The 21,240-nt window shown below is 68.4% G+C and carries 21 protein-coding genes and 1 pseudogene; 9 read left to right on the forward strand and 13 right to left on the reverse strand.

The window, feature by feature from the left end; translation table 11 throughout:
* Window positions 1–4: 4 nt before the first annotated feature.
* Window positions 5–949, forward strand: a complete 945-nt coding sequence (locus tag B6N23_RS00910; protein ID WP_305501283.1) for a nucleoside hydrolase — start codon at window positions 5–7, stop codon at window positions 947–949.
* 70 nt (window positions 950–1,019) lie between these two features.
* On the opposite strand, the gene B6N23_RS00915 is transcribed toward B6N23_RS00910, so the two are convergent.
* On the reverse strand, window positions 1,020–1,292 hold the full coding sequence (locus B6N23_RS00915) for an acylphosphatase (protein WP_302138270.1): 273 nt from the start codon (window positions 1,290–1,292) through the stop codon (window positions 1,020–1,022).
* 236 nt (window positions 1,293–1,528) lie between these two features.
* On the opposite strand from B6N23_RS00915, the pseudogene B6N23_RS00920 reads away from it, so the two are divergent.
* Window positions 1,529–1,861, forward strand: a pseudogene (locus B6N23_RS00920) (Glu/Leu/Phe/Val dehydrogenase dimerization domain-containing protein); the annotation flags it as partial.
* Between the two features lie 214 nt (window positions 1,862–2,075).
* Window positions 2,076–2,579: a Rossmann-fold NAD(P)-binding domain-containing protein gene (locus B6N23_RS00925; protein WP_305501285.1), complete on the forward strand. Its 504-nt coding sequence runs from the start codon at window positions 2,076–2,078 to the stop codon at window positions 2,577–2,579.
* A 111-nt stretch (window positions 2,580–2,690) separates the two neighbouring features.
* On the opposite strand, the gene B6N23_RS00930 is transcribed toward B6N23_RS00925, so the two are convergent.
* The gene (locus tag B6N23_RS00930) at window positions 2,691–3,626 is read right to left on the reverse strand and encodes a YihY/virulence factor BrkB family protein (protein ID WP_305501287.1); all 936 of its coding nucleotides are present in this window, start codon (window positions 3,624–3,626) and stop codon (window positions 2,691–2,693) included.
* A 134-nt stretch (window positions 3,627–3,760) separates the two neighbouring features.
* Here B6N23_RS00930 and B6N23_RS00935 point away from each other — a divergent pair, with 134 nt between their 5' ends.
* Window positions 3,761–4,855 carry a bifunctional nicotinamide-nucleotide adenylyltransferase/Nudix hydroxylase gene (locus B6N23_RS00935; protein WP_305501289.1) on the forward strand — a complete coding sequence of 365 codons (1,095 nt, stop codon included), beginning with the start codon at window positions 3,761–3,763 and terminating at the stop codon, window positions 4,853–4,855.
* 147 nt (window positions 4,856–5,002) lie between these two features.
* Here the strand turns inward: B6N23_RS00935 and B6N23_RS00940 are convergent, their stop codons facing one another.
* The 7 genes from B6N23_RS00940 to B6N23_RS00970 all read right to left on the reverse strand — a co-directional run bounded on the left by B6N23_RS00940 (window position 5,003) and on the right by B6N23_RS00970 (window position 12,865).
* Entirely contained in the window at window positions 5,003–5,920 is a 918-nt protein-coding gene (locus B6N23_RS00940; RefSeq protein ID WP_110068672.1) for a LysR substrate-binding domain-containing protein, read from the reverse strand.
* Between the two features lie 64 nt (window positions 5,921–5,984).
* A complete protein-coding gene (gene cls / locus B6N23_RS00945) occupies window positions 5,985–7,400 on the reverse strand; it encodes a cardiolipin synthase (RefSeq protein WP_305501291.1) in 1,416 nt (471 codons plus the stop codon).
* 92 nt (window positions 7,401–7,492) lie between these two features.
* Window positions 7,493–8,998, reverse strand: coding sequence for a fumarate hydratase (locus B6N23_RS00950; RefSeq protein ID WP_305501294.1), 1,506 nt, complete (start codon window positions 8,996–8,998; stop codon window positions 7,493–7,495).
* Window positions 8,999–9,177: 179 nt separating this feature from the next.
* Entirely contained in the window at window positions 9,178–10,002 is an 825-nt protein-coding gene (nei, locus tag B6N23_RS00955; RefSeq protein WP_305501298.1) for an endonuclease VIII, read from the reverse strand.
* A 184-nt stretch (window positions 10,003–10,186) separates the two neighbouring features.
* Window positions 10,187–12,208, reverse strand: coding sequence for an excinuclease ABC subunit UvrB (gene uvrB / locus B6N23_RS00960; RefSeq protein WP_305501303.1), 2,022 nt, complete (start codon window positions 12,206–12,208; stop codon window positions 10,187–10,189).
* A 28-nt stretch (window positions 12,209–12,236) separates the two neighbouring features.
* A complete protein-coding gene (locus tag B6N23_RS00965) occupies window positions 12,237–12,653 on the reverse strand; it encodes an OsmC family protein (RefSeq protein WP_119021023.1) in 417 nt (138 codons plus the stop codon).
* A 14-nt stretch (window positions 12,654–12,667) separates the two neighbouring features.
* Window positions 12,668–12,865 carry a hypothetical protein gene (locus B6N23_RS00970; protein ID WP_110068667.1) on the reverse strand — a complete coding sequence of 66 codons (198 nt, stop codon included), beginning with the start codon at window positions 12,863–12,865 and terminating at the stop codon, window positions 12,668–12,670.
* A gap of 180 nt (window positions 12,866–13,045) precedes the next feature.
* On the opposite strand from B6N23_RS00970, the gene ygfZ reads away from it, so the two are divergent.
* Window positions 13,046–14,083 carry a CAF17-like 4Fe-4S cluster assembly/insertion protein YgfZ gene (ygfZ, locus tag B6N23_RS00975; protein WP_305501306.1) on the forward strand — a complete coding sequence of 346 codons (1,038 nt, stop codon included), beginning with the start codon at window positions 13,046–13,048 and terminating at the stop codon, window positions 14,081–14,083.
* Here the strand turns inward: ygfZ and B6N23_RS00980 are convergent, their stop codons facing one another.
* Window positions 14,084–14,842 carry a TatD family hydrolase gene (locus tag B6N23_RS00980; RefSeq protein WP_305501308.1) on the reverse strand — a complete coding sequence of 253 codons (759 nt, stop codon included), beginning with the start codon at window positions 14,840–14,842 and terminating at the stop codon, window positions 14,084–14,086.
* A gap of 73 nt (window positions 14,843–14,915) precedes the next feature.
* Entirely contained in the window at window positions 14,916–16,505 is a 1,590-nt protein-coding gene (prfC, locus tag B6N23_RS00985) for a peptide chain release factor 3 (protein WP_169958386.1), read from the reverse strand.
* A 145-nt stretch (window positions 16,506–16,650) separates the two neighbouring features.
* Between prfC and B6N23_RS00990 the strand changes: the two genes are divergently transcribed.
* On the forward strand, window positions 16,651–17,925 hold the full coding sequence (locus B6N23_RS00990) for an ATP-binding protein (RefSeq protein ID WP_110068663.1): 1,275 nt from the start codon (window positions 16,651–16,653) through the stop codon (window positions 17,923–17,925).
* 27 nt (window positions 17,926–17,952) lie between these two features.
* Complete coding sequence (locus tag B6N23_RS00995; RefSeq protein ID WP_305501318.1) at window positions 17,953–18,498, forward strand: response regulator transcription factor; 546 nt, start codon at window positions 17,953–17,955, stop codon at window positions 18,496–18,498.
* A gap of 104 nt (window positions 18,499–18,602) precedes the next feature.
* On the opposite strand, the gene B6N23_RS01000 is transcribed toward B6N23_RS00995, so the two are convergent.
* A complete protein-coding gene (locus tag B6N23_RS01000; protein WP_305501320.1) occupies window positions 18,603–19,376 on the reverse strand; it encodes a 3-hydroxybutyrate dehydrogenase in 774 nt (257 codons plus the stop codon).
* A gap of 83 nt (window positions 19,377–19,459) precedes the next feature.
* Entirely contained in the window at window positions 19,460–19,906 is a 447-nt protein-coding gene (hybE, locus tag B6N23_RS01005; RefSeq protein WP_305501322.1) for a [NiFe]-hydrogenase assembly chaperone HybE, read from the reverse strand.
* A 104-nt stretch (window positions 19,907–20,010) separates the two neighbouring features.
* Between hybE and B6N23_RS01010 the strand changes: the two genes are divergently transcribed.
* Entirely contained in the window at window positions 20,011–20,832 is an 822-nt protein-coding gene (locus tag B6N23_RS01010; protein ID WP_305501324.1) for an inositol monophosphatase family protein, read from the forward strand.
* Window positions 20,833–20,950: 118 nt separating this feature from the next.
* Entirely contained in the window at window positions 20,951–21,226 is a 276-nt protein-coding gene (locus tag B6N23_RS01015; RefSeq protein ID WP_110068658.1) for a GrxA family glutaredoxin, read from the forward strand.
* Window positions 21,227–21,240 lie beyond the last annotated feature (14 nt).

The following is a 21,240-nucleotide window of genomic DNA, read 5'->3' on the forward strand; positions in this document are numbered from 1 at the left end:
CCCCATGCGCCATCCGATCATCTTCGATACCGACCCCGGGGTGGATGACGCCCAGGCCATCGCCATCGCCCTGCGCCACCCCGAGCTCGAGCTGCTCGGCCTCACTACCACCTATGGCAACGTCGACGTGGCCACCGCCACCCACAATGCCCTGCTGCTGGCCGAGCTGGCCGGCCGCGGCGATGTCCCGGTGGCCCAGGGGGCGGCCGCGCCGCTGGTCAAGAGGCGCTGTCCGCCGCCGGCCCATATCCACGGCGCCAACGGCCTGGGAGACATCTCACTGCCACCGGTGAAGGGCCGAGCCGACGGGCGAAGCGCGGCGCAGTTCATCGTCGATACCGTCAATGCCCGCCCCGGCGAGGTCACCCTGGTGGCGGTGGGGCCGCTGGGCAACCTGGCCGCCGCCCTCCAGCTCGACCCGACGCTCATCGAACGGGTGAAGCAGGTGGTGATCATGGGCGGTTCGATTCGCGAGGGGGGCAATGTCACCCCGGTGGCCGAGGCCAACATGTTCAACGACCCCCATGCGGCAAGCCGGGTGCTGACCGCCGGCTGGCCGCTGACCCTGGTCGGCCTCGATGTCACCCACCGCTGCGTGCTGACGGCCGAGCACATGGCGCGCATCGAGGCCGGCCAGGGCGAGCTTGGCCGCGTGCTGGCCGGCAGCTACGCCTTCTACCGCGACTTCTACCGGACCTTCCTGGGCATCGACGGCTGCTGCCCCCACGACAGCTGTGCCCTCGCCTGGCTGCTCAGGCCAGAGCTCTTCACCACGGCGCGCGGCCACCTCGCCGTGGTCACCGAGGGCGATGCCGAGGGCCAGACGCTCTTCGCCCCCGAGGGCCGGGACTTCATCGATTCACGCTGGTCGCGCACACCCGCGGTGGATGCCTGCCTGGGAGTCGACGGCGAGGCGGTGAGCGACTGGATCGCCGACGTTCTCGCCTGATGGCGCCGGCGGGGTGGCCCGAGCCGGGCCACCCCCCTTGCCTCTGCCCACGCCACGCCCCGGTGGCGGACTAGCCGGTACGGAAGTCATCCGGGACGTGGGCCTCGATCACCTCGAGCTCGACGTGGGTCACCCTAGCCTTCTCCGGCCCCCGCCACAGCCACTCGCTGACCGCCTTCACGGCATCCGGGCCACCGCACAGCAGCACCTCCACCCGACCGTCGGGCAGGTTCCTGGCGTGGCCGGTGACACCATGCTGCAGGGCCTGCTCCTGGGTCGCCCGGCGATACCAGACCCCCTGCACCTTGCCCGTCACCAAGGCCTTGACGCAGCACATCTCCATGCCCACCTCCATCGTCGCAGTGTCCGGAACGGCCCGCTGCCGCTCCGTTGGGTATGCCCTCGTTTCTACCAGCCCCGACGCGGCCAAGGCCAGCCCGGCAGGTGACTTCCCGCCAACGCCGCCATGCTCTAACCTTGACCATAGTCCTGTCTCCCGGCCACAAGCCGGATCGACAGGTCCCCGCCCTACCCGGGCAAGCCAGTACAACCACAATCCTCATGAGGGAGAGCCACGCCATGCCGGTCTTCGAGCACCCGGAATTCGACCACCACCAGCAGATCGTCTTCGGCAGCGATGCCGGGAGCGGGCTGCGCGCCATCATCGCCATCCACGACACCTCCCGCGGCCCCGCCCTCGGCGGCCTGCGCATCTACCCCTACGCCAGCGAGACGGAGGCCCTCACCGACGTGCTGCGCCTCTCACGAGGCATGAGCTACAAGTCGGCCATGGCGGACCTGCCCCTGGGCGGCGGCAAGGCGGTGATCATCGCCGACCCGCGTACCGCGAAGACTCCCGAACTGCTGCGCGCCATGGGGCGCCTGGTGGACTCCCTGGGGGGCGCCTATATCACCGCCGAGGACTCCGGCTCCAGCGAGGCGGACATGCAGATCATCGCCGAGGAGACCCGCCACGTGGGCGGGCTGCGCCGAGCCAGCGGGGAGTCCGGCGACCCCTCCCCCTTCACCGCCTGGGGCGTCTTCTGTGCGCTGAAGAGTGCGGTGCGCCACGGCCTCGGGCGCGACGATCTCGAAGGGCTCAGGGTGGCGATCCAGGGCGTCGGTCATGTCGGCGCCCACCTGGCCCGCCCCCACCCACCTCCACGCCGCCGGGGCGCGGCTGGTGCTCACCGATGTCAACCGCGAGGCGCTTGCCCACCTGGCCGAGGAGCTCGGCGCCGAGACGACGGCACCGGAGGCGATCTTCGATGCCGAGGTGGACCTCTTCGCCCCCTGCGCGATGGGGGCGGTGCTCGACGACATCGTGGTGGAGCGCCTCAGGGCGAAGGTGGTCTGCGGCGCGGCCAACAACCAGCTGGCCACCCCGGCCATGGCCGAGCGCCTGATGGCGCGCGGGATTCTCTATACCCCGGACTATGTGGCCAACGCCGGCGGGGTGATCGAGATCGCCTGGCAGCGCCGCGAGGACTATCGGCGCGAGGCGGTGATGGCGCATATCGAGGGGATCGGCGCGACCCTGGACGAGCTGTTCGCCCGGGCGGCCAGCGAGGGGCGCAGTCCCGCGACCATCGCCGATGCCATGGCCCGGGAGCGCTTCGGCCGCGGCTGAGCCTGGCGAGGCCCCGGCGCCCGGTGGAAACCGGGCACCCCATACCGCGCGAGGCCGGCATGCTGCCGGCCTCATCGCCTTGGGGTCTCTTGGTCTTGGTGCCTGGCCCCGTCAGGGGTCCATCAGCTCGCGCCTGACCACCACGGCGGTATTGCGCGGCACCAGCGGGCGTCCCCGCTCGGCTAGGTGGCAGCGGGTGAAGGCGGCGCCGAACAGCAGGATCAGCGAGCTGTAGTAGACCCACAGCAGGATCATCACCACCGAGCCCGCGGCCCCGTAGGTGGAGGCGGTAGCGGTGTGGGAGAGGTAGACGGCGATGGCCGAGCGCCCTACCGCAAAGAGCAGCGCGGTGACCACGGCGCCTACCACCACGTCCTGCCAGCGCAGCACCACGTCGGGCAGCACCTTGAAGATGGTGGCGAAGAGCACTGAGATCACCGCCAGGGAGACGAGGAACTCGACTCCCGTGGTCAGGAAGCCCACAAAGGGCACCAGCTCATCGGCGGCCTGCAGCATGGCCCGCACCATGACGCCGAAGATCAGCGAGACCAGCAGGATGAAGCCGATGGAGAGCACCACGGTCAGCGACAGCAGGCGGTTCTTGATGAAGATCAGGGCGCTGTTGGCGCTGGGCCGCGCGGTGACCCCCCAGATGGTGTTGAGCGAGAACTGCATCTGGGCGAACACCGTGGTGGCCCCCACCAGCAGGGCGCCGACGCCCAGCAACGTGGGCAGCAGGCCCGACTCCTCGATGCGCGAGCTCGCCACGGCCTGTTCGATGGCGGCGGCGGCATCATGGCCCATGGTGTCCTGCAGCTGGGCGACGATCTGGCCCTGGGCGGCATCCTCGCCCAGCACCAGGCCGATCACGGTGACGGCGATGATCACCGTGGGGGCCAGGGAGAAGAGCGTGTAGAAGGCCAGCGACCCGGCGTAGCTGAAGGCGTTGCGCTCCAGCCAGAGGCGAATCGCCCCCTGGGTCACGTTCCACCAGAACAGCAGCGTGGCCCTGAGCGCGGCCGGTGTCAGTCGGTTGAGCTCGATCATGGTATTCCCCGCATCCCTGTGTGCCTTTCAGCATACGCGAATGTAGCCGAGCGTGCTGCCAAGGGGCGCATTGCACCCGCCTGCGGCGCTGACCATAATGAGCGGCGCCTTCACACCGCCCGCCAGGAATGCCCATGACCGACTGCCCGGACACCGACCGCGACGCCTTCGACTTCGACTGCCTGGTGTTCATCGGTCGCTTCCAGCCGCCTCATCTGGGGCACCTCGCGGTGATCCACGAGGCGCTCAAGCGCGCCCGCCAGGTGATCGTGCTGGTGGGCTCCTCCTGGCAGGCGCGCTCGCTGCGCAATCCCTGGCGCTTCGACGAGCGCCGCGCCATGCTGCGCAGCGCCTTCGACGACGAGGAGAACCGCCGGCTCGCCGTGGTGCCGCTGCTCGACGCCCTCTACAACAACGATGTCTGGGTGCGCGACGTGCAGCGCAAGGTGCGCGATATCGCCAGCCCTCAGGGGGCGCGGCTGCCGCGCATCGGCCTGATCGGCGCCAGTCGCGGCCAGTCCAGCTACTACCTCTCGCTTTTCCCCCAGTGGGAGTCGGTGAGCGTGCCGCTGGTGGAGGGCATCTCGGCCAGCCAGATCCGGGAGCGGCTGTTCCGCTCCCCCTCCTCCGCCGACGACTACCTGAGCACCGGGGCCGCACACGACCTGCCACCCGGGGTGGTCGCCGCCGTCCGCGACTTCTGCGCCGGCGACCACTATCGCCAGCTCAGCGAGGAGCAGCGCCTACTGGACCAGTACCGCAGCGCCTGGGCCCAGGCGCCCTATCCGCCCATCTTCGTGACGGTGAACGCGGTGGTGGTGCAGTCGGGGCACGTGCTGCTGGTGCGCCGCACGGCGGCGCCCGGCAAGGGGCTGCTAGCACTGCCCGGCGGCTTCATCAACTCCCATGAGCGGCTGCTGGATGCCTGCCTGCGGGAGCTGCGCGAGCGGATCCGCCTCAAGGTGCCGGAACCGGTGCTGAAGGGCTCCCTGCGCGGCCAGCGGCTATTCGACGAGCCCCATCGCAGCTGGCGGGGCCGCACCCTGGCGGAGGCCTTCTACTTCGCGCTGACCCCCGACCAGCAGCTGCCACGCCTCAAGCCGGTCAAGGGCGGCGACCATGCCCGCTGGGTGGCGCTGGCGGACCTCGATCCGGAGGCCCTCTTCGAGGACCACTTCTTCATCATCCAGGACTTCCTGGGGCTGCCCGCCGACTTCGGGGGCAACTAGCTCAGGAAAAGGATGTGATTTCCATCGCGAGCGAGGAGGGGCCGGTCACCGCCGGAGAGGAGCTACCGGAGTGTAGTGGCCTACATGAGGATAGCGACGATCCGCCGGGGGCCGGGCTATCGAGCGCAGCAGGAAATCGCACCTTTTTCAGGCCTGGAGGAAATCGCGGGGCAACTTCTGCATCTGCCGCCACAGCTTCTCCACGCCGGGCTTGTGAACCAGCGAACAGCGGTAGAGGCGGATCTCCAGGGGCACATCCCACTCCTCGCCGCCGGCGCGCACCAGCCGGCCACTCTTGAGCTCCTCGCGGATGCAGAAGTCGGGGATCCAGGCCATGCCGATGCCCTGCAGCACCATCCCCTTGAGCCCCTCGGCCATGGCGGTCTCGTAGACGGTGCGCAGGCGCAGGCGCAGGGCGTCATTCTTGAGCAGCATGCGCACGCTGCTGCCCAGGAAGGCGCCCTGGGTATAGGCGAGATAGGGAATCGACTCGCTCCCCTCCAGCGGAAAGCGCGGCCTGCCCTCCTCGTCCGGCAGGCTCACCGGCAGCATCTTCACCTGGCCGATGGAGAAGGAGGGAAACACCTCCGGGTCGAGCTGCATGCTGGCGTAGGGGTCGTAGTAGGCCAGCATCAGGTCGCACTTGCCCTCCCTCAGCACGTGGATCGCCTCCCCCACGTTCATGGCCACCAGCCGGGTCGGCAGCTCGCCGACCCCCTGCTGAAGGCGTGAGATCCAGGGCGGGAAGAAGCTCAGCGCCAGGGAGTGGGCGGCGACGATATCCAGCGCCTCGTTGGCGATGGAGAGCCCACGCAGGTGGCCCAGGCTCTCGTTGAGCTGCTCCACCAGGTTGCGGGCGGTCACCAGGAACAGCTGCCCTTCGGGAGTGAGGTCCACGGGCGTGGTGGAGCGGTCCACCAGGGTGGCGCCCACCACCTGCTCCAGGGCGCGAATGCGGCGGCTGAAGGCGGGCTGGGTAACGTGGCGCTGCCTCGCCGAGGCGGAAAAGCTGCGGGTATTGGCCAGAGCGACGAAGTCTTCCAGCCACTTGGTCTCGAGGTTCACCGTGACTCCCGGTCCGCGGATGGCAGGGTGGCCGACGCAGCGGCCATCGTGAAACGATAATGTATCACTGGATGGGGGACAGCAGGTAGGCGGCCCGCGAGACCAGCTTGCGCCACAGGGGGCGCGAGGTGATCTCGTCGAGGCTGATCCGTCGGCAGTCGGCGAAGTCCTTCTCCAGCATCAGGCGCACCTTGGCGGCGAACAGGCGATCCGGCAGGAAGGCGGTGATCTCGAAGTTGAGCCGGAAGGAGCGGTTGTCGAGGTTCACGGTGCCGACGCTGGCCGCCGCATCATCGATCAGCATCACCTTCTGGTGCAGGAAGCCGGGCTGGTAGCGATAGACCTTCACGCCGGCCCGGAGCATGTCGGGCAGGAAGGAGAAGGCCGAGAGGAACACAAGCAGGTGGTCGGGGCGCTCCGGGATCATGATGCGTACATCGACGCCGCGCATGGCGGCCAGGCGCAGGGCGTCCTGGACGCCCTGGTCGGGCACGAAGTAGGGGCTGGTCACCCAGAAGCGCTCGCGGGCGCTGTGGATGGCATGCTGCACCAGCAGCCCGGCGGTGTCCTGGCGGTCCGCCGGCCCCGAGGGCACGATGACCACCTGGTGGCACTCCTCGCAGGTGACCCGGGGGGTCCAGGAGAGGGTGATGACCTCGCCCGTCGCCCAGTGCCAGTCCTCCCAGAAGGCCTCCTGCAGGCCCAGCGCACTCGGCCCGGTCAGCTTGAGGTGGGTGTCCCGCCAGGGCCCATGGCGCCCCTGTCCCAGGTACTCCACGCCGACGTTGAAGCCGCCGACCCACCCCTCGTGACCGTCCACCACCAGCACCTTGCGGTGGTTGCGGAAGTTGAGCTGGAAGCGATGGCGGCACCCCCGCGACGACCGGAAGGCGCTCACCTCCACCCCACTGCTGGCGAGATCGCGCAGATAGCCCTCGTTGAGCTTGTGGCTGCCCACCTCGTCGTAGAGGAAGTAGACCCGCACCCCGCGTTCGGCCACCCGCTGCAGGCGGTGCTTGAGCTCGATGCCCAGCGCGTCGTTGCGCACGATGAAGAACTGGATCAGCACGTAGTTCCTGGCCCGCTCTATGCCGTCGAACAGGCTGTCGAAGGTGGCCTCCCCGTCAACCAGCAGCTCGGCGCGGTTGCCGCTGGTCAGCGGCATCTGGGCCAGCTGCTCCACGGCGCGCACGTCGGGATCCCGGGCATCGGCGACGAAGGGTTCGAGCTGCTCGCGGTAGCGGGAGAGCACGCGGCGCAGCACGGTGTCGCGTTCGCCGCGAGCGGAGACATAGCCGTAGAAGCGCGGCCGGCCGAAGATCCAGTAGGCGGGAACCGCCACATAGGGCAGCGTGATGAGGGAGAGGATCCAGGCGATGGCGCCCTGGGAGGTGCGACTCGACAGCAGGGCCAGCAGCGCGGAGACGACCCCCAGCACGTGGAAAAGGAAGATGGCCAGGCCGAACAGCCAGGAGGTCATGATCTCTCCCTGAAAAAACAGTGTCCTACAGGATACCCAAACGGCAGCGGCCCCGCCAGATGGCGGGGCCGCTCGGTTGCCCTGGCAGGGGATCAGGCGCGCTCGGCGATGATCTCCTTCCACTTGGCCGGACCGGTCTGGTGGACCGAGGTGCCCTGGCTGTCAACGGCCACGGTCACCGGCATGTCCTCCACCTCGAACTCGTAGATGGCCTCCATGCCGAGGTCCTCGAAGCCCACCACGCGGGACTTCTTGATCGCCTGGGCCACCAGGTAGGCGGAGCCGCCCACGGCCATCAGGTAGACCGCCTTGTTGTCGCGGATCGCCTCGATGGCGGCCGGGCCGCGCTCGGCCTTGCCCACCATGCCCAGCAGGCCGGTCTCTTCCAGCATGGTGCGGGTGAACTTGTCCATGCGGGTGGCGGTGGTGGGACCGGCCGGACCCACGACCTCGTCACCCACCGGATCCACCGGGCCCACGTAGTAGATGAAGCGCCCCTTCAGGTCCACCGGCAGCGGCTCGCCCTTGGCGATCATGTCCACCATGCGCTTGTGGGCGGCGTCGCGGCCGGTCAGCAGCTTGCCGTTGAGCAGCAGGGTGTCGCCGGGCTGCCAGGTCAGCACCTCCTCTGGCGTGACGCTGTCGAGGTTGACGCGCTTGACGTTGTCCCCCGCCTCGCGGGTGATCTCCGGCCAGTCCTCGAGCTTCGGCGCCGGCAGCGCGGCGGGCCCGGAGCCATCCAGGGTGAAGTGGGCGTGGCGCGTGGCGGCGCAGTTGGGGATGATCGCCACCGGCTTGTTGGCGGCATGGGTCGGGTAGTCCTTGACCTTGATGTCGAGCACCGTGGTCAAGCCGCCCAGACCCTGGGCGCCGATGCCGCTCCGGTTGACCTTGTCGAAGAGTTCGAGGCGCAGCTCCTCGGCGCGGTTGGAGGGGCCGCGGGCCTGCAGCTCCTGGATATCGATGGGATCCAGCAGCGCTTCCTTGGCGATCTCCATGGCCTTCTCGGCGGTGCCGCCGATGCCGATGCCCAGCATGCCGGGCGGACACCAGCCGGCGCCCATCTTGGGCAGCTGTTCCATCACCCAGTCGACCACGCTGTCGGAGGGGTTGAGCATGGCGAACTTGGACTTGGCCTCGCTGCCGCCCCCTTTGGCTGCCACGTAGACCTCCACGGTGTCACCGGGCACGTTCTTGTGGTGGATGATGGCCGGGGTGTTGTCGCCGGTGTTCTTGCGGGCGCCGTCCGGGTCGGCCAGTACCGAGGCGCGCAGCACGTTGTCGGGCAGCGCATAGGCACGGCGAACGCCCTCGTTGACCATGTCGTCCAGGCTCATCTCGGCGTCCCAGCGCACGTTCATGCCCACGTGCAGGAAGACGGTCACGATGCCGGTGTCCTGGCAGATCGGACGGTGCCCCATGGCACACATGCGCGAGTTGATCAGGATCTGGGCGATGGCGTCCTTGGCGGCAGGGTTCTCCTCGCGCTCGTAGGCCTGAGCCATGGCGTCGATGAAGTCCTTGGGATGGTAGTAGGAGATGTACTGCAGCGCATCGGCGACGCTCTGAATCAGATCGTCCTGGCGGATCACGGTCATGAGCAAGGGGCTCCTTGGCGTTGTCGGCATGCCCGCTTGTCACCGGCGGCGCGGCCGGCGTGGCGGGCTCGAACGGCCGGCATTATACCCTACCCCGCCGGCTGTCGACATTGGGCCGCCAAAGGTAGCAGATAGATAAGTTGCAAAGTAGATAACGGTATAAAAGTAGCGGCGACAGATCAGGAGGCTGCCTGACAGCGCGGGCAGGCGTAGAGCCTGCGCGAGGCCACCATCGTCCTCTCGATGGGCGTGCCGCAGCGATGGCAGGCCAGCCCCTCGCGCTCGAAGACAGCAAAGCGCCAGCGCCGTCGGGAAGCACCACCTGCCCTGTCGGCGGCGGCCCACTCCGGCCGGTTGGTGACGCCGGCATGTTCGTAGGCCTGGCGGGTCACCTCGAGAATCGTGCGGGCCAGGTGCGCCAGGTCGGTCTCGTCGAGGTCCGTCGGCCGCGCCCTGTGGTGAAGGCCGGCGAAGAAGAGGATCTCGGAGCGCAGGTAGTTGCCGATGCCGGCGAACAGCGACTGGTCCAGCAGCAGCCCGCCCAGGCGCCGGCGCTGGAAGCGCGGTTCCCGTAGCCGGGCCATGGCCTCCCCCACCGTGACCCCGTGTGTCAGCAGGTCCGGACCGAGCCGAGCGAGGAAGGGGTGGTCACCGAGACGGTCCTGCTGCCACAGCGAGACGTCCGAGGCGCTGTAGAGGCTGGCCGCCCTCCCCTCGGCCACCAGCCGCACACGCAGCGAGCGGCCGGTATCCGGCTCGCGTTCGGCATCGTGGAGCTTCCAGACGCCGTAGAGCTGGTTGTGGGAGTAGAGTACCCGGCCATCGTCGAAGCGGGTCAGCAGCGCCTTGCCCCAGCTGTCCACGGCGCTGACCCGCCGCCCCACCAGCGAATCCGCCCGGGGCGCCAGCGCGGGAAAAGCGAACCAGACGTGTTCCAGCCGCCGGCCGGCAAGCTGGGCATGCACCCGGTCAGCGGCGCGGCGAACCTCGGGCCCTTCAGGCATCCCTTTTCCTTACGAACTAAGCAACGAATCCGACAATCACAGCCCCTCGGGGCTGATCCGCCGACAGGCCTGCGAGGAGGCGCTGTGAACCCATCCCTGGGCGCTACTTTTGCCATCCATGGCAAAAGACCTCCTCTTCGGCCTGCCCCCGGCGCCCCTCACCTTGGCGAAGTCGCGAGGCTGTCTATCCAAGCGCCAGCTGACGCTCCTTGAGCTGATGCAGCTGGTCGCGCAGCCGCGCTGCCTCCTCGAACTCCAGGTTCTGGGCCGCCTCGAACATGGCGTCCTCCACCCGGGTCAGCTCCTGCGCCAGCTCGGACGGCGACAGCTCCGGGGGGTCGTAGATCGCCTCCCGCTCCGCCACCTTGCGCTCGCCGCGACGCCCCTTGCCCTTGCGGCCCGGCGCCTGGGCGGCCTCGAGGATATCGGCCACCGAGCGGGTCACCGTGGTCGGGGTGATGCCATGGGCCTCGTTGTGGGCGATCTGCTTGTCGCGGCGTCGCTCGGTCTCCTCCATGGCGCGGCGCATGGAGTCGGTGACCCGGTCACCGTAGAGGATCGCCTTGCCGTGGGCATTGCGGGCCGCGCGGCCGATGGTCTGGATCAGCGAGCGCTCGTTGCGCAGGAACCCCTCCTTGTCGGCATCGAGGATCGCCACCAGCGAGACCTCGGGAATGTCGAGCCCCTCGCGCAGCAGGTTGATCCCCACCAGCACATCGAACTTGCCCAGGCGCAGGTCGCGGATGATCTCCACCCGCTCCACGGTATCGATGTCGGAGTGCAGGTAGCGCACCCGCACGTCGTGCTCGCCGAGATACTCGGTGAGATCCTCGGCCATGCGCTTGGTCAGCGTCGTCACCAGCACCCGCTCGCCCACCGCGCTGCGCAGGCGGATCTCCGAGAGCAGGTCGTCCACCTGGGTGCCGGCCGGGCGCACCTCCAGCTCCGGGTCGAGCAGCCCGGTAGGCCGCACCACCTGCTCCACCACCTGGCCGGCATGCTCGGCCTCGTAGGGACCTGGGGTCGCCGAGACGAAGATCGTCTGGGGGGAGATCGCCTCCCACTCCTCGAACTTCATCGGACGGTTGTCCAGCGCCGAGGGGAGCCGGAAGCCGTACTCCACCAGGGTCTCCTTGCGCGAGCGGTCGCCCTTGTACATGCCGCCCACCTGGGGAACGCTGACATGGCTCTCGTCGATGAAGAGCAGCGCATCCGCCGGCAGATAGTCGAAGAAGGTGGGCGGCGGTTCGCCCGGGTTACGCCCGGAGAGGTAGCGGGAGTAGTTCTCGATGCCGTTGCAGTAGCCCAGCTCCAGCATCATCTCGATGTCGTAGAGGGTGCGCTGCTCCAGGCGCTGAGCCTCCACCAGCTTGTCATGCTTGCGCAGCCAGTCGAGGCGCTCCTTGAGCTCCGCCTTGATCGCGTCGATGGCGCCGAGGATGGTCTCCCGGGGCGTCACGTAGTGGGACTTGGGGTAGATCGTCATGCGGGGCACCTTGCCCCTGACCTCTCCGGTGAGCGGGTCAAAGAGGCTGATGGTATCGATCTCGTCGTCGAACAGCTCGACGCGCACCGCCTCGTCCTCGGCGTCTGCCGGGAAGATGTCGATGACGTCGCCGCGCACCCGGTAGGTGCCGCGCTTGAAGTCCATGTCGTTGCGGGTGTACTGCAGCTCCGCCAGGCGGCGCAGGAAGGAGCGCTGGTCGATCAGTTCGCCGCGGGTGAAGTGCAACCGCATCTTCAGGTACTGGTCGGGGTCACCCAGCCCGTAGATGGCCGACACCGAGACCACGATCAGCGCATCGCGCCGCTCCAGCAGGGCCTTGGTGGCGGAGAGGCGCATCTGCTCGATGTGGTCGTTGATGGAGGCATCCTTCTCGATGAAGGTGTCCGACGACGGCACATAGGCCTCGGGCTGGTAGTAGTCGTAGTAGGAGACGAAGTACTCGATGGCGTTGTCGGGGAAGAACGCCTTGAACTCGCCGTAGAGCTGCGCCGCCAGGGTCTTGTTCGGCGCCATGACGATGGTCGGGCGCTGAAGGCGCTCGACCACGTTGGCCATGGTGAAGGTCTTGCCCGACCCCGACACCCCGAGCAGGGTCTGGTGGGCGAGCCCCGCCTCCAGCCCCTTGACCAGGCTGTCGATGGCCGTGGGCTGGTCGCCGGCGGGCTGGAACTTCGAGGCGAGGCGAAAGGGCTTGCTCATGGCGTCTCCGCGTGTGGGGTCCGGAAGGTCAGGCCTCGACGGTGGTCCGCGTGGAAACCTCCACGGTGGAGCTGGTCATCAGGCGATGAATGGGGCACTTGTGGCTGATCTCCTCGAGGCGCAGGCGCTGCTCGGTGTCCTCGATGCCGTGAAAGGTCATCTCCACGTCGAGCCGGTAGGTGCCATGGCGCTCCTCGCTGTCATCGCGATGCACCTTCACGCTCACCCCCTCCAGGGGCCACTTCTTGCGCTTGGCATACATCATCGAGGTGATCGCCTTGCAGGCCCCCAGCGACAGGTCAAAGTAGTCGTGGGGGTCCGGGGCGCTGCCCTCTCCGCCATAGGCCACCGGCACATCGACGAAGAGGTCCTCAAAGCCATCCAGTTCGACTCGCTGGCGGAAGATATGGTTGCGTACGCTTACGACTTCAATGGTCTTCTTCATGGGGAACCTCCTGTTCACTTGACCTGGATGGGGAGCTTGAGGGCCTCGATGGCCTTGATCAGCGCCTCGCGCCGGGCGCGCCCCTCGACCTCGGCACCGTGACGCCCCACTTCGGCACTGTCGACGCCGTCGAGCATCATCAGGGCGGTGGTGATACGGTTGATCTGGTCGGCGTTCTCGACGCCCGTGAAGCTCAGCGATTGGTGCGCCATGGGACGGCTCTCCGAGAGGGTGGCAAAAGAGGGGCCGGGCCTGTCGCGGCATGCCGCGAGCGCCCAGCGAAAGATTGCGGCGAGTCTAGCATGGCGCCGAGACGACCACAGCGGTTGCAATGTCGCATGGCTACCCGCATAAGAGGAGCCAGCCACCCAGCAGACGACAAGGAGCTCCCCATGCACGACTGGATCACCGCCTGTGGCGGACGGCAGGACGCCGAGGACCGAATCGCCTTCGACACCCCGGCGCCGGCCCGCCAGGCCCTGGATGGCACCGTGGTGACACCGCTGGTGCATCTGGGCGTACTCGACGTGACCGGCCCCGACGCCGAGAGATTCCTGCAGGGCCAGGCCAGCGCCCAGGTGGGCCTGGCCAACGGCGATTTCGCCCCCCTAACCGTGTTCTGCACCCCCAAGGGGCGAATGCTGGCCAATGCCCAGCTGCTGCGCGTCGCCGAGGGGCACAACCGGCTGCTGATGCAGCGCGGCCTGGTCCAGCCCCTGGCGGAGCACCTGGGCAAGTTTGCCGCCTTCTACAAGGCCGAGCTCCGGGTGCGCGATGACCTGGCGCTGATCGGCCTGATCGGCCAGGACGCCCCGGCGCTGGCCGAGGTGAGGCTGGACCTGGCGCCGCCCCCGGTGTGGCACCAGGCGGGGGATGCCGAGACTCAGCTGCTGACCCACCCTGGCCCGCGCCCGCGCCAGCTGATCTGCCTGGCCGCCGAGGCTGGCGCGGCGCTGTGGTCGCGCCTCGCCGAGCAGGCCAGCCCGGTGGGCAATGCCATCTGGTGCCTGCACGACATCCAGGCCGGGCTGGCCTGGCTGACGCCCGCCCACCGCGATGCCCTGCTGCCGCAGATGATCAACTGGGAAGCGCTGGGCGGCATCAGCTTCAAGAAGGGCTGCTACACGGGGCAGGAGGTGGTGGCCCGAGCCCACTTCCGCGGCCAGGTGAAGCGTCGCCTGGTCAGGGCCCAGCTGGAAGGCGGAGAGCTGCCCGCCCTGGCAAGCCCGGTGGAGAGTGCCGATGGCAAGGCGGTGGGCGAGGTGGTGGCCGCCGAACTCGACGCCTATGACCAGGCGGAGATCCTGGCGGTACTGAGCACCAAAGAAGACCTGGGGCCGCTCCGCGTCGCCGGCCAGGCCGTCAAGCAGCTGAAGCTGCCCTACCCCATCGAACGCCTGGACCCGGAGAGCCTGGCGGCCAGCCGCTAGTCACAGCCGAAAAAGCCGCCTGGCGGTGGCGGTGCTGGCCGCCGCCACGGCCTCGAAGGGTTCCTCGCGCAGGTCGGCCACGACCCGACACACCTCCGCGACCCGCGCCGGCTCGTTGCGCTCTCCCTGGCGACCGGCCAGCGGCATGTCGGGGCTGTCGGTCTCCAGCACATAGCCATCGTCGGGCAGGCTCGCCACCGTGCGCCTCAGGCGCTTGGCCCGGACATGGGTGACCGCGCCGCCCAGGCCCACCACGAACCCCAGATCGAGTAACGCCTTCGCCTGCTCCGGTGAGCCGGCGAAGGCATGGATCAGCCCGCCGGCCGGTAGCGCCAGCTCACGCAGTCGCCTGGCGACCCGGTCGTTGGCGCGCACGCAGTGGATCACCACCGGCAGGCGACGCGCCTTGGCCATCCTGAGCTGGGCATCGAAGAGCCGCCACTGGGCGTCGAGGGTCTCGGGAAAGCGGGCGTCGATACCGCACTCGCCAATGGCGACAAGGTCGCCATGCGTCTCCAGCCCTGCCTCAAGAGCGGCCAGGTCCTCCTCCCGATGTTCCTCCAGGAAATAGGGATGCAGCCCCAGGCAGACGCTGACGTCGTCCCGCGCCCCCAGCGCCAGCACGTCGGGCCAGCGGGCACGCGTCGTGCCCGGCACCACGAAATGCGAAACGCCCACCGCCCTGGCCCGCTCGACCACCGCCTCACGGTCGGCGTCGAAATCGGGGAAGTCCAGATGACAGTGGGCGTCGATCAGCATGTACCCCCCTTCAGGCCCGTCCCCGGCGCCGCTCGGCTAGGCACTATCCTGCTCGGCGCTCCGTGCTGGTATCTCAATGCTCCCGGGTGGGCTGGAAGCGGATCTCCGGCCAGCGCTCCTGGGTCATCTGCAGGTTGACCCGGGTCGGCGCGATGTAGGTCAGGTAGCCGCCGCCGTCGATGGCGAGGTTGGCGCTCGCCTTGCGCTTGAACTCCTCGAGCTTCTTGGCATCGTCGCTATAGATCCAGCGCGCGGTGTTGACGTTCACCCCCTCGTAGATCGCCTCCACCTTGTACTCCTCCTTGAGGCGGTGGGCGACGACGTCGAACTGCAGGGTCCCGACGGCACCGAGGATCAGGTCGTTGTTGTCCAGCGGCATGAAGACCTGGGTGGCCCCCTCCTCGGAGAGCTGCTGGAGCCCCTTCTGCAGCGCCTTCATCTTGAGCGGGTCCTTCAGGCGCACCCGCTTGAAGAGCTCCGGGGCGAAGTGCGGGATGCCGGTGAAGCGCATCTCCTCGCCCACCGTGAAGGTGTCGCCGATCTGGATGGTGCCGTGGTTGTGCAGGCCGATGATGTCGCCGGGCCAGGCCTCCTCCACCTGGGAGCGGTCCGAGGCCATGAAGGTCAGGGCGTCGGCGATCTTGACGTCCTTGCCGATGCGCACATGGCGCATCTTCATGTTCTTCTCGTACTTGCCCGAGCAGACCCGCAGGAAGGCGATGCGGTCGCGGTGGTTGGGATCCATGTTGGCCTGGATCTTGAACACGAAGCCGGTGAAGCGTGAATCGTTGGCCTCCACGGTGCGGGTGTCGGTCTCCCGTGACTGCGGGGGTGGCGCATACTCCACGAAGCCGTCCATCATCTCGCGCACGCCGAAGTTGCCCATGGCGGTCCCGAAGTAGACCGGCGTGAGCTCGCCGCGGCGGTAGGCCTCGAGGTCGAAGGCGTGCGAGGCCCCGCGTACCAGCTCCACCTCCATGCGCAGCTCCTCCGCCTGGTCCTCGCCCAGCACGGCGTCCACCTCAGGGTTGTCGAGCCCTTCGATACGCTTGTCATCGGGGATGCGACTGCCCTGCCCCTGGGTGTAGAGATGGATGACGTCGTTGTAGAGGTGGTAGACCCCCTTGAAGTGGCGACCCATGCCGATGGGCCAGGTCATGGGCGCGCACTGGATGTTGAGCACTGTCTCCACCTCGTCCATCACCTCGATGGGGTCGCGGATATCGCGGTCCATCTTGTTGACGAAGGTGAGGATCGGGGTGGTGCGCAGGCGGCACACCTCCATGAGCTTGATGGTGCGGTCCTCGACGCCCTTGGCGCCGTCGATCACCATCAGCGCCGAGTCCACCGCGGTCAGGGTGCGGTAGGTATCCTCGGAGAAGTCCTCGTGGCCGGGGGTGTCGAGCAGGTTGACGATGCGCCCACCGTAGGGGAACTGCATCACCGAGGTGGTCACCGAGATGCCGCGCTCCTGCTCCATCTTCATCCAGTCGGAGGTGGCGTGGCGGTCGGCGCGCTTGCTCTTGACGGAGCCGGCCATCTGGATGGCGTTTCCGAACAGCAGCATCTTCTCGGTGATGGTGGTCTTGCCCGCATCCGGGTGCGAGATGATGGCGAAGGTCCTGCGCAGCCCGACTTCGCGGGCCAGTGTGGCATCTGACATCGATGGGGTTCGTCGTCGAGGCACCGCCGAGCGGTGCGTGAATGGGTGCCGGTTCGGCAGTGGCCGCATTCTACGCCGGTCGGCCTGCGAAATGTAGGGCGGCCCGGCAGCGGGTATGATGGATAGCCGTCAGCGAGGAGCCGCCATGACCACCACCCAGCCACTGCCTCTCTCCACCCCCAGTCGCAACCTGGTGCGCCTGACCATCGTGCGCGGGATCACCTGGACAGGTTTCCTGATCGGGGTGATCGTCGGCGTCGAGCTGCTCGGCTTCGAGCTCCAGGTCAAGGCGGTGATCGGGGTGATACTGGCGATGGCGCTGATCAATCTGGCCACCTGGTGGCGCCTGGGTCGTCACCGCGCCGTCTCCCACGGCGAGTACCTGACCCACCTGCTGGCCGATGTGGCGGGTCTCACCCTGCTGTTCTACTTCACCGGCGGCTCCAGCAACCCCTTCATCACCTACTATCTGGTGCCGGTGACCATCGCCGCCGCCACCCTGCCCTGGCGCTTCGCCTGGATCATCGCCACCACCGCCCTGCTGGCCTACTCGCTGCTGATGGTGCAGTACCACCCGGTGCCCCAGCTGGCCCACGGCAGCCATGCCGATCACGGCATCAGCCTTCACGTGCTGGGGATGTGGCTCAACTTCGCCCTGTCGGCGGGGCTGGTGACCTTCTTCATCTACAAGATGGCCCATGCGCTGCGCAGCCGGGAGCAGGCGCTGTCGCGCACCCGGGAAGCCGCGCTGCGCAACGAGCAGGTGCTGGCCGTCGCCACCCAGGCGGCGGGCACCGCCCACGAGCTGGGGACCCCGCTCTCCACCATGGCGGTCCTGCTCACGGAGATGCGCGATGAGGCCCGCGACAACCCCGCACTGGTCAAGGACATCGAGCTGCTGCGCCAACAGGTGGACACCTGCAAGTCGCGGCTGCGCCAGCTGGTGGAGAACGCCGACCGGCGGCGCATGGGGGAGCCCCAGGTGCGCGACGCCGAGATGTGGCTGGCCGCCGTGGTACAGCGCTGGCTGGTACTGCGCCCCGATGTCAGCCACCGCATGGCGGTGGCGGAGCGCCGGGGGCGCCCCTGGATCTCGGTGGACACCACCCTGGAGCAGGCGCTGACCAACCTGCTCGACAACGCAGCCGATGCCAACCCGGACGACATCCTGATCAGCCTCGACTGGAACACCCAGGAGGTGGTGATCGACATCCGCGACCATGGCCCCGGCGTGGCGCTCGCCATCGCCGACCAGCTGGGCGAGACCTTCATCTCCACCAAGAGCAAGGGGCTCGGGATCGGGCTGTTCCTGACCCACGCCACCATCAACCGTCTCGGCGGCGGCGTGAGCCTGTACAATCATCCCGAAGGCGGCACCCTGACCGAAGTGGTGCTGCCGCGCAGCGAACCGGCCAGCTGAGCCATGACCCGACGTGACGAGGACGCCATGCAAGAGCCAACCACAGCCGAACGGCTGCTGATCATCGACGACGACGAGATGTTCTGCCACGTGCTGGACCGCGCCATGCGCCGCCGCGGCTTCGAGGTCGTGGTGGCCCACGACGCCGAGCAGGCGCTGGCCCTGGCGCATCAGCAGCGCCCGACGCTGGCCACCCTCGACCTGAAGCTCGAGCATGACTCGGGGCTGAAGCTGCTGCCGGAGCTGCTCGAGGTGGTACCCGAGTGCCGCGTCGTGGTGCTCACCGGCTATTCCAGCATCGCCACCGCCGTGGAGGCGATCAAGCTGGGAGCGGTCAACTATCTCTGCAAGCCGGCGGATGCCGACGAGGTACTGGCGGCCTTCGGACGGGAGGGCGGCGACCCGGAGACGGAAGTGGCCGAGCAGCCGCCTTCCATCAACCGCCTGGCGTGGGAGCATATCCAGAAGGTGCTGCAGGAGCACGATGGCAACATCTCCGCCACCGCCCGCGCCCTGGGGATGCACCGACGCACCCTGCAGCGCAAGCTGCAGAAGCGGCCGGTGAGGCGATAACGCGGCAAGCGGCCAGGAAGCGATGCCGACCCTCAGACGCAAACCCCGAGGCCATGGCCTCGGGGTTTGCATATAGCTCGGCGCCTACGGCAGGGCGCTGGCGCTTACTGCGCCGTCCAGCCCAGGTCGATGTTCCAGCTCGAGCCGGTGACCGCACCAGCGGCATCCGAGGCCAGGTAGGCGACCAGCTCGGCCACCTCGGCGGGCTCGATCAGACGCTTCACGGCGGCGTTCTTGAGCATGATCTGCTCGATCACCTGCTGCTCCTCCATGCCGTGTAGCTTCGCCTGGTCGGCGATCTGATTGTCCACCAGCGGAGTCTTCACATAGGCCGGACAGATGGCGTTGGCAGTGATGCCCTGGGCCCCGCCCTCGAGCGCCGCGGTCTTGGTCAGGCCGATCATGCCGTGCTTGGCGCTGATGTAGGCGGACTTGCCGGGCGAGGCCACCTGGGCATGCACCGAGGCGATGTTGATCACCCTACCCCAGCCATTCTCGCGCATGGAGGGCCAGACGGCCTGGGTCAGCAGGAAGGGCGCCGTCAGCATCAGGTCGATGATCTGGCGCCACTTCTCCTCCGAAAACGCCTCGATGGGGGCGACATGCTGGATCCCGGCATTGTTGACCAGGATGTCCACCCGCCCGAAGCGGCGGATGGCCTCCGCCACTGCCGCCTTGCAGGCCTCGCCATCGGTCAGGTCGGCCTGGAAGAAGACGGCGCCGGCCTGCTCGGCGACCTCGGCACCGGCCGGGTTGAAGTCCACGGCCAGCACCTGGTGGCCCTGCGCGCAGAAGTGGCGTACCACGGCTTCACCGATGCCGCTCGAGGTGCCGGTCACCAGGGCAACGCGGGGAGTAATGGGGGCGGTTCCTGACATCAGCAGCTCCTTGTCTTTTCGTTGTCATGCCCAGCGCGCGGGGCTGGAGAAATGAAGCGCCCCCAGCATAAGGCCGCCTGCTCTCAGGCGCTACCATCGCCGGGCGAGCCATCGGCCATCACCCGCTCCATCAGCTGCTGAGCCAGCCGGCTCGCGGCCGGTCGGCTGGCCACGTCGGCGAGATCGTCGAGCAGCACCAGGCGACGACACCAGGCCGACTCCCCCAGGGCGACGGTCTCCAGCGGGTACTCCCCCGAGGGCAGCGCCAGCCAGTGGCGGCCGCCCGCCTCGGGCATCTCGGCGCTGTCGGCCGCGGGCACCATCACCAGCCACAGCGACACCGGGGTGACCAGGGCCCCCACCAGCTGCTCGCCGAGCTCGGGGTCGGTGTGGCGCTGGAAACAGAGGGCATCGGCGGCCAGCCGGGGGTTGAAGGTCGGCGACGCCTTGGCGTCGCGCAGGTGCGCATGGGTCCAGGCCTCGGCCAGCTGGCGCAGGCGGGCATACTGCTCGGCGGTCAGGGCATGCATGATGGGCTCCTCGGCAGGTGGGCGGCAGTATAGCGTCGCCCTCCCCGCGGTTCAGCCCGGCCTGCTATGCTGGAAGGCCGTTACCCCACCCCATGGAGCCCGTCATGACCGATGCCGAACGCCTGGCCCTGGCCGTCGAAATCGCCCGGGAGGCCGGCCAGATGATCCGCGAGGCGCGGGAGCAGCAGAGCTTCGGCCACCGCTACAAGCAGGGGCACGAGCTGGTCACCGATGTGGATGTGGCCGTCGACACCCATATCACCGCGCGGCTCGAAGCGAGCTTTCCCGGCGAGGCGCGGCTCAGCGAGGAGCTCGCCCCGGAGCGCGAGGTGCTTGGCAGCCCGGCGCCGCTGTGGGTGGTGGACCCCATCGACGGTACCGTCAACTTCGCCCACGGCCTCCACCACGTCGCGGTCTCCATCGCCTGGGCCGTGGCGGGCCGCGTGCGCCTCGGGGTAGTCCACGCCCCCTTCCTCGGCGAGACCTTCACGGCGCTCGACGGCCAGGGTGCCCACTGCAACGGGCGGCCCATCCAGGCAAGCCGCACCGGCAGCCTCGAGCGCTGCCTGGTGGGCACCGGCTTCCCCTACCGCCGCGACAGCCGCCCGCCGCTGATGCGCCGCCTGACGGCGGTCCTCGAGCGCTGCCAGGACGTGCGCCGCAACGGTTCCGCCGCGCTGGACCTCTGCGACGTGGCCTGTGGCCGGCTCGATGCCTACTACGAGAGCGTCTCACCCTGGGACTTCGCCGCGGGCTGGCTGATCGCCCGGGAGGCCGGCGCACGCACCGGGCACCTCTACCCCCGCCCCGAAGGTTTCCCCGAGGATCTCTACGGCGAGAACCTGCTGGTGGCGAGCCCCGCCATCCACCGAGAGCTGGGCGAGCTGCTGCGCCGCGCCGACAGCGGCGAGGGCATCCCGCGCTGAAGCACACCGCGCCCCCATAGGGCCCGCCAATGGTGCCTCTTGATGTCGACTATTGGCGCACCCGGTGTCGATCCGTCACAATCGACACCATTCGACCACTTCGCCACCAGGAGTCCGCATGTTCGTCGTCATCTTCGGCCGCCCCGGCTGCCCCTTCTGCGTCTTCGCCAACGAGCTGGCCACCCGGTTGCAGGGCGCCGGCGCCATCGAGGGCTTCCGCTACGTGGACATCCAGGCGGAGGGCATCACCAAGGCCGATCTGGAGAAGACCATCGGCAAGCCGGTGCATACCGTGCCGCAGATCTTCATCGACGAGACCCCGATCGGCGGCTACACCGAGTTCGAGCAGTATGTGCGCGAGCATCGCCTGCTGGAGCCGGCCCGCAGCGTCTGAGCCAGCCCCCCTCC

Origin of the sequence: Halomonas alkalicola, from assembly GCF_030704205.1 — a bacterium.
Lineage (GTDB): Bacteria > Pseudomonadota > Gammaproteobacteria > Pseudomonadales > Halomonadaceae > Halomonas > Halomonas alkalicola.

Excerpts from the sequence above, each read along its gene's own strand:
- B6N23_RS00915 (WP_302138270.1), bottom strand. The coding sequence starts at position 1,292 with ATGGAGATGTGCTGCGTCAAGGCCTTGGTGACGGGCAAGGTGCAGGGG.
- uvrB (WP_305501303.1), bottom strand. The coding sequence starts at position 12,208 with ATGAGCAAGCCCTTTCGCCTCGCCTCGAAGTTCCAGCCCGCCGGCGAC.
- prfC (WP_169958386.1), bottom strand. The coding sequence starts at position 16,505 with ATGTCAGATGCCACACTGGCCCGCGAAGTCGGGCTGCGCAGGACCTTC.
- B6N23_RS00965 (WP_119021023.1), bottom strand. The coding sequence starts at position 12,653 with ATGAAGAAGACCATTGAAGTCGTAAGCGTACGCAACCATATCTTCCGC.
- cls (WP_305501291.1), bottom strand. The coding sequence starts at position 7,400 with ATGACCTCCTGGCTGTTCGGCCTGGCCATCTTCCTTTTCCACGTGCTG.
- ygfZ (WP_305501306.1), top strand. The coding sequence starts at position 13,046 with ATGCACGACTGGATCACCGCCTGTGGCGGACGGCAGGACGCCGAGGAC.
- B6N23_RS00930 (WP_305501287.1), bottom strand. The coding sequence starts at position 3,626 with ATGATCGAGCTCAACCGACTGACACCGGCCGCGCTCAGGGCCACGCTG.
- B6N23_RS00935 (WP_305501289.1), top strand. The coding sequence starts at position 3,761 with ATGACCGACTGCCCGGACACCGACCGCGACGCCTTCGACTTCGACTGC.
- B6N23_RS00980 (WP_305501308.1), bottom strand. The coding sequence starts at position 14,842 with ATGCTGATCGACGCCCACTGTCATCTGGACTTCCCCGATTTCGACGCC.
- B6N23_RS00950 (WP_305501294.1), bottom strand. The coding sequence starts at position 8,998 with ATGACCGTGATCCGCCAGGACGATCTGATTCAGAGCGTCGCCGATGCG.
- B6N23_RS00910 (WP_305501283.1), top strand. The coding sequence starts at position 5 with ATGCGCCATCCGATCATCTTCGATACCGACCCCGGGGTGGATGACGCC.
- hybE (WP_305501322.1), bottom strand. The coding sequence starts at position 19,906 with ATGCATGCCCTGACCGCCGAGCAGTATGCCCGCCTGCGCCAGCTGGCC.
- B6N23_RS00970 (WP_110068667.1), bottom strand. The coding sequence starts at position 12,865 with ATGGCGCACCAATCGCTGAGCTTCACGGGCGTCGAGAACGCCGACCAG.
- B6N23_RS01010 (WP_305501324.1), top strand. The coding sequence starts at position 20,011 with ATGACCGATGCCGAACGCCTGGCCCTGGCCGTCGAAATCGCCCGGGAG.
- B6N23_RS00995 (WP_305501318.1), top strand. The coding sequence starts at position 17,953 with ATGCAAGAGCCAACCACAGCCGAACGGCTGCTGATCATCGACGACGAC.
- nei (WP_305501298.1), bottom strand. The coding sequence starts at position 10,002 with ATGCCTGAAGGGCCCGAGGTTCGCCGCGCCGCTGACCGGGTGCATGCC.
- B6N23_RS01000 (WP_305501320.1), bottom strand. The coding sequence starts at position 19,376 with ATGTCAGGAACCGCCCCCATTACTCCCCGCGTTGCCCTGGTGACCGGC.
- B6N23_RS00990 (WP_110068663.1), top strand. The coding sequence starts at position 16,651 with ATGACCACCACCCAGCCACTGCCTCTCTCCACCCCCAGTCGCAACCTG.
- B6N23_RS01015 (WP_110068658.1), top strand. The coding sequence starts at position 20,951 with ATGTTCGTCGTCATCTTCGGCCGCCCCGGCTGCCCCTTCTGCGTCTTC.
- B6N23_RS00925 (WP_305501285.1), top strand. The coding sequence starts at position 2,076 with ATGTCGGCGCCCACCTGGCCCGCCCCCACCCACCTCCACGCCGCCGGG.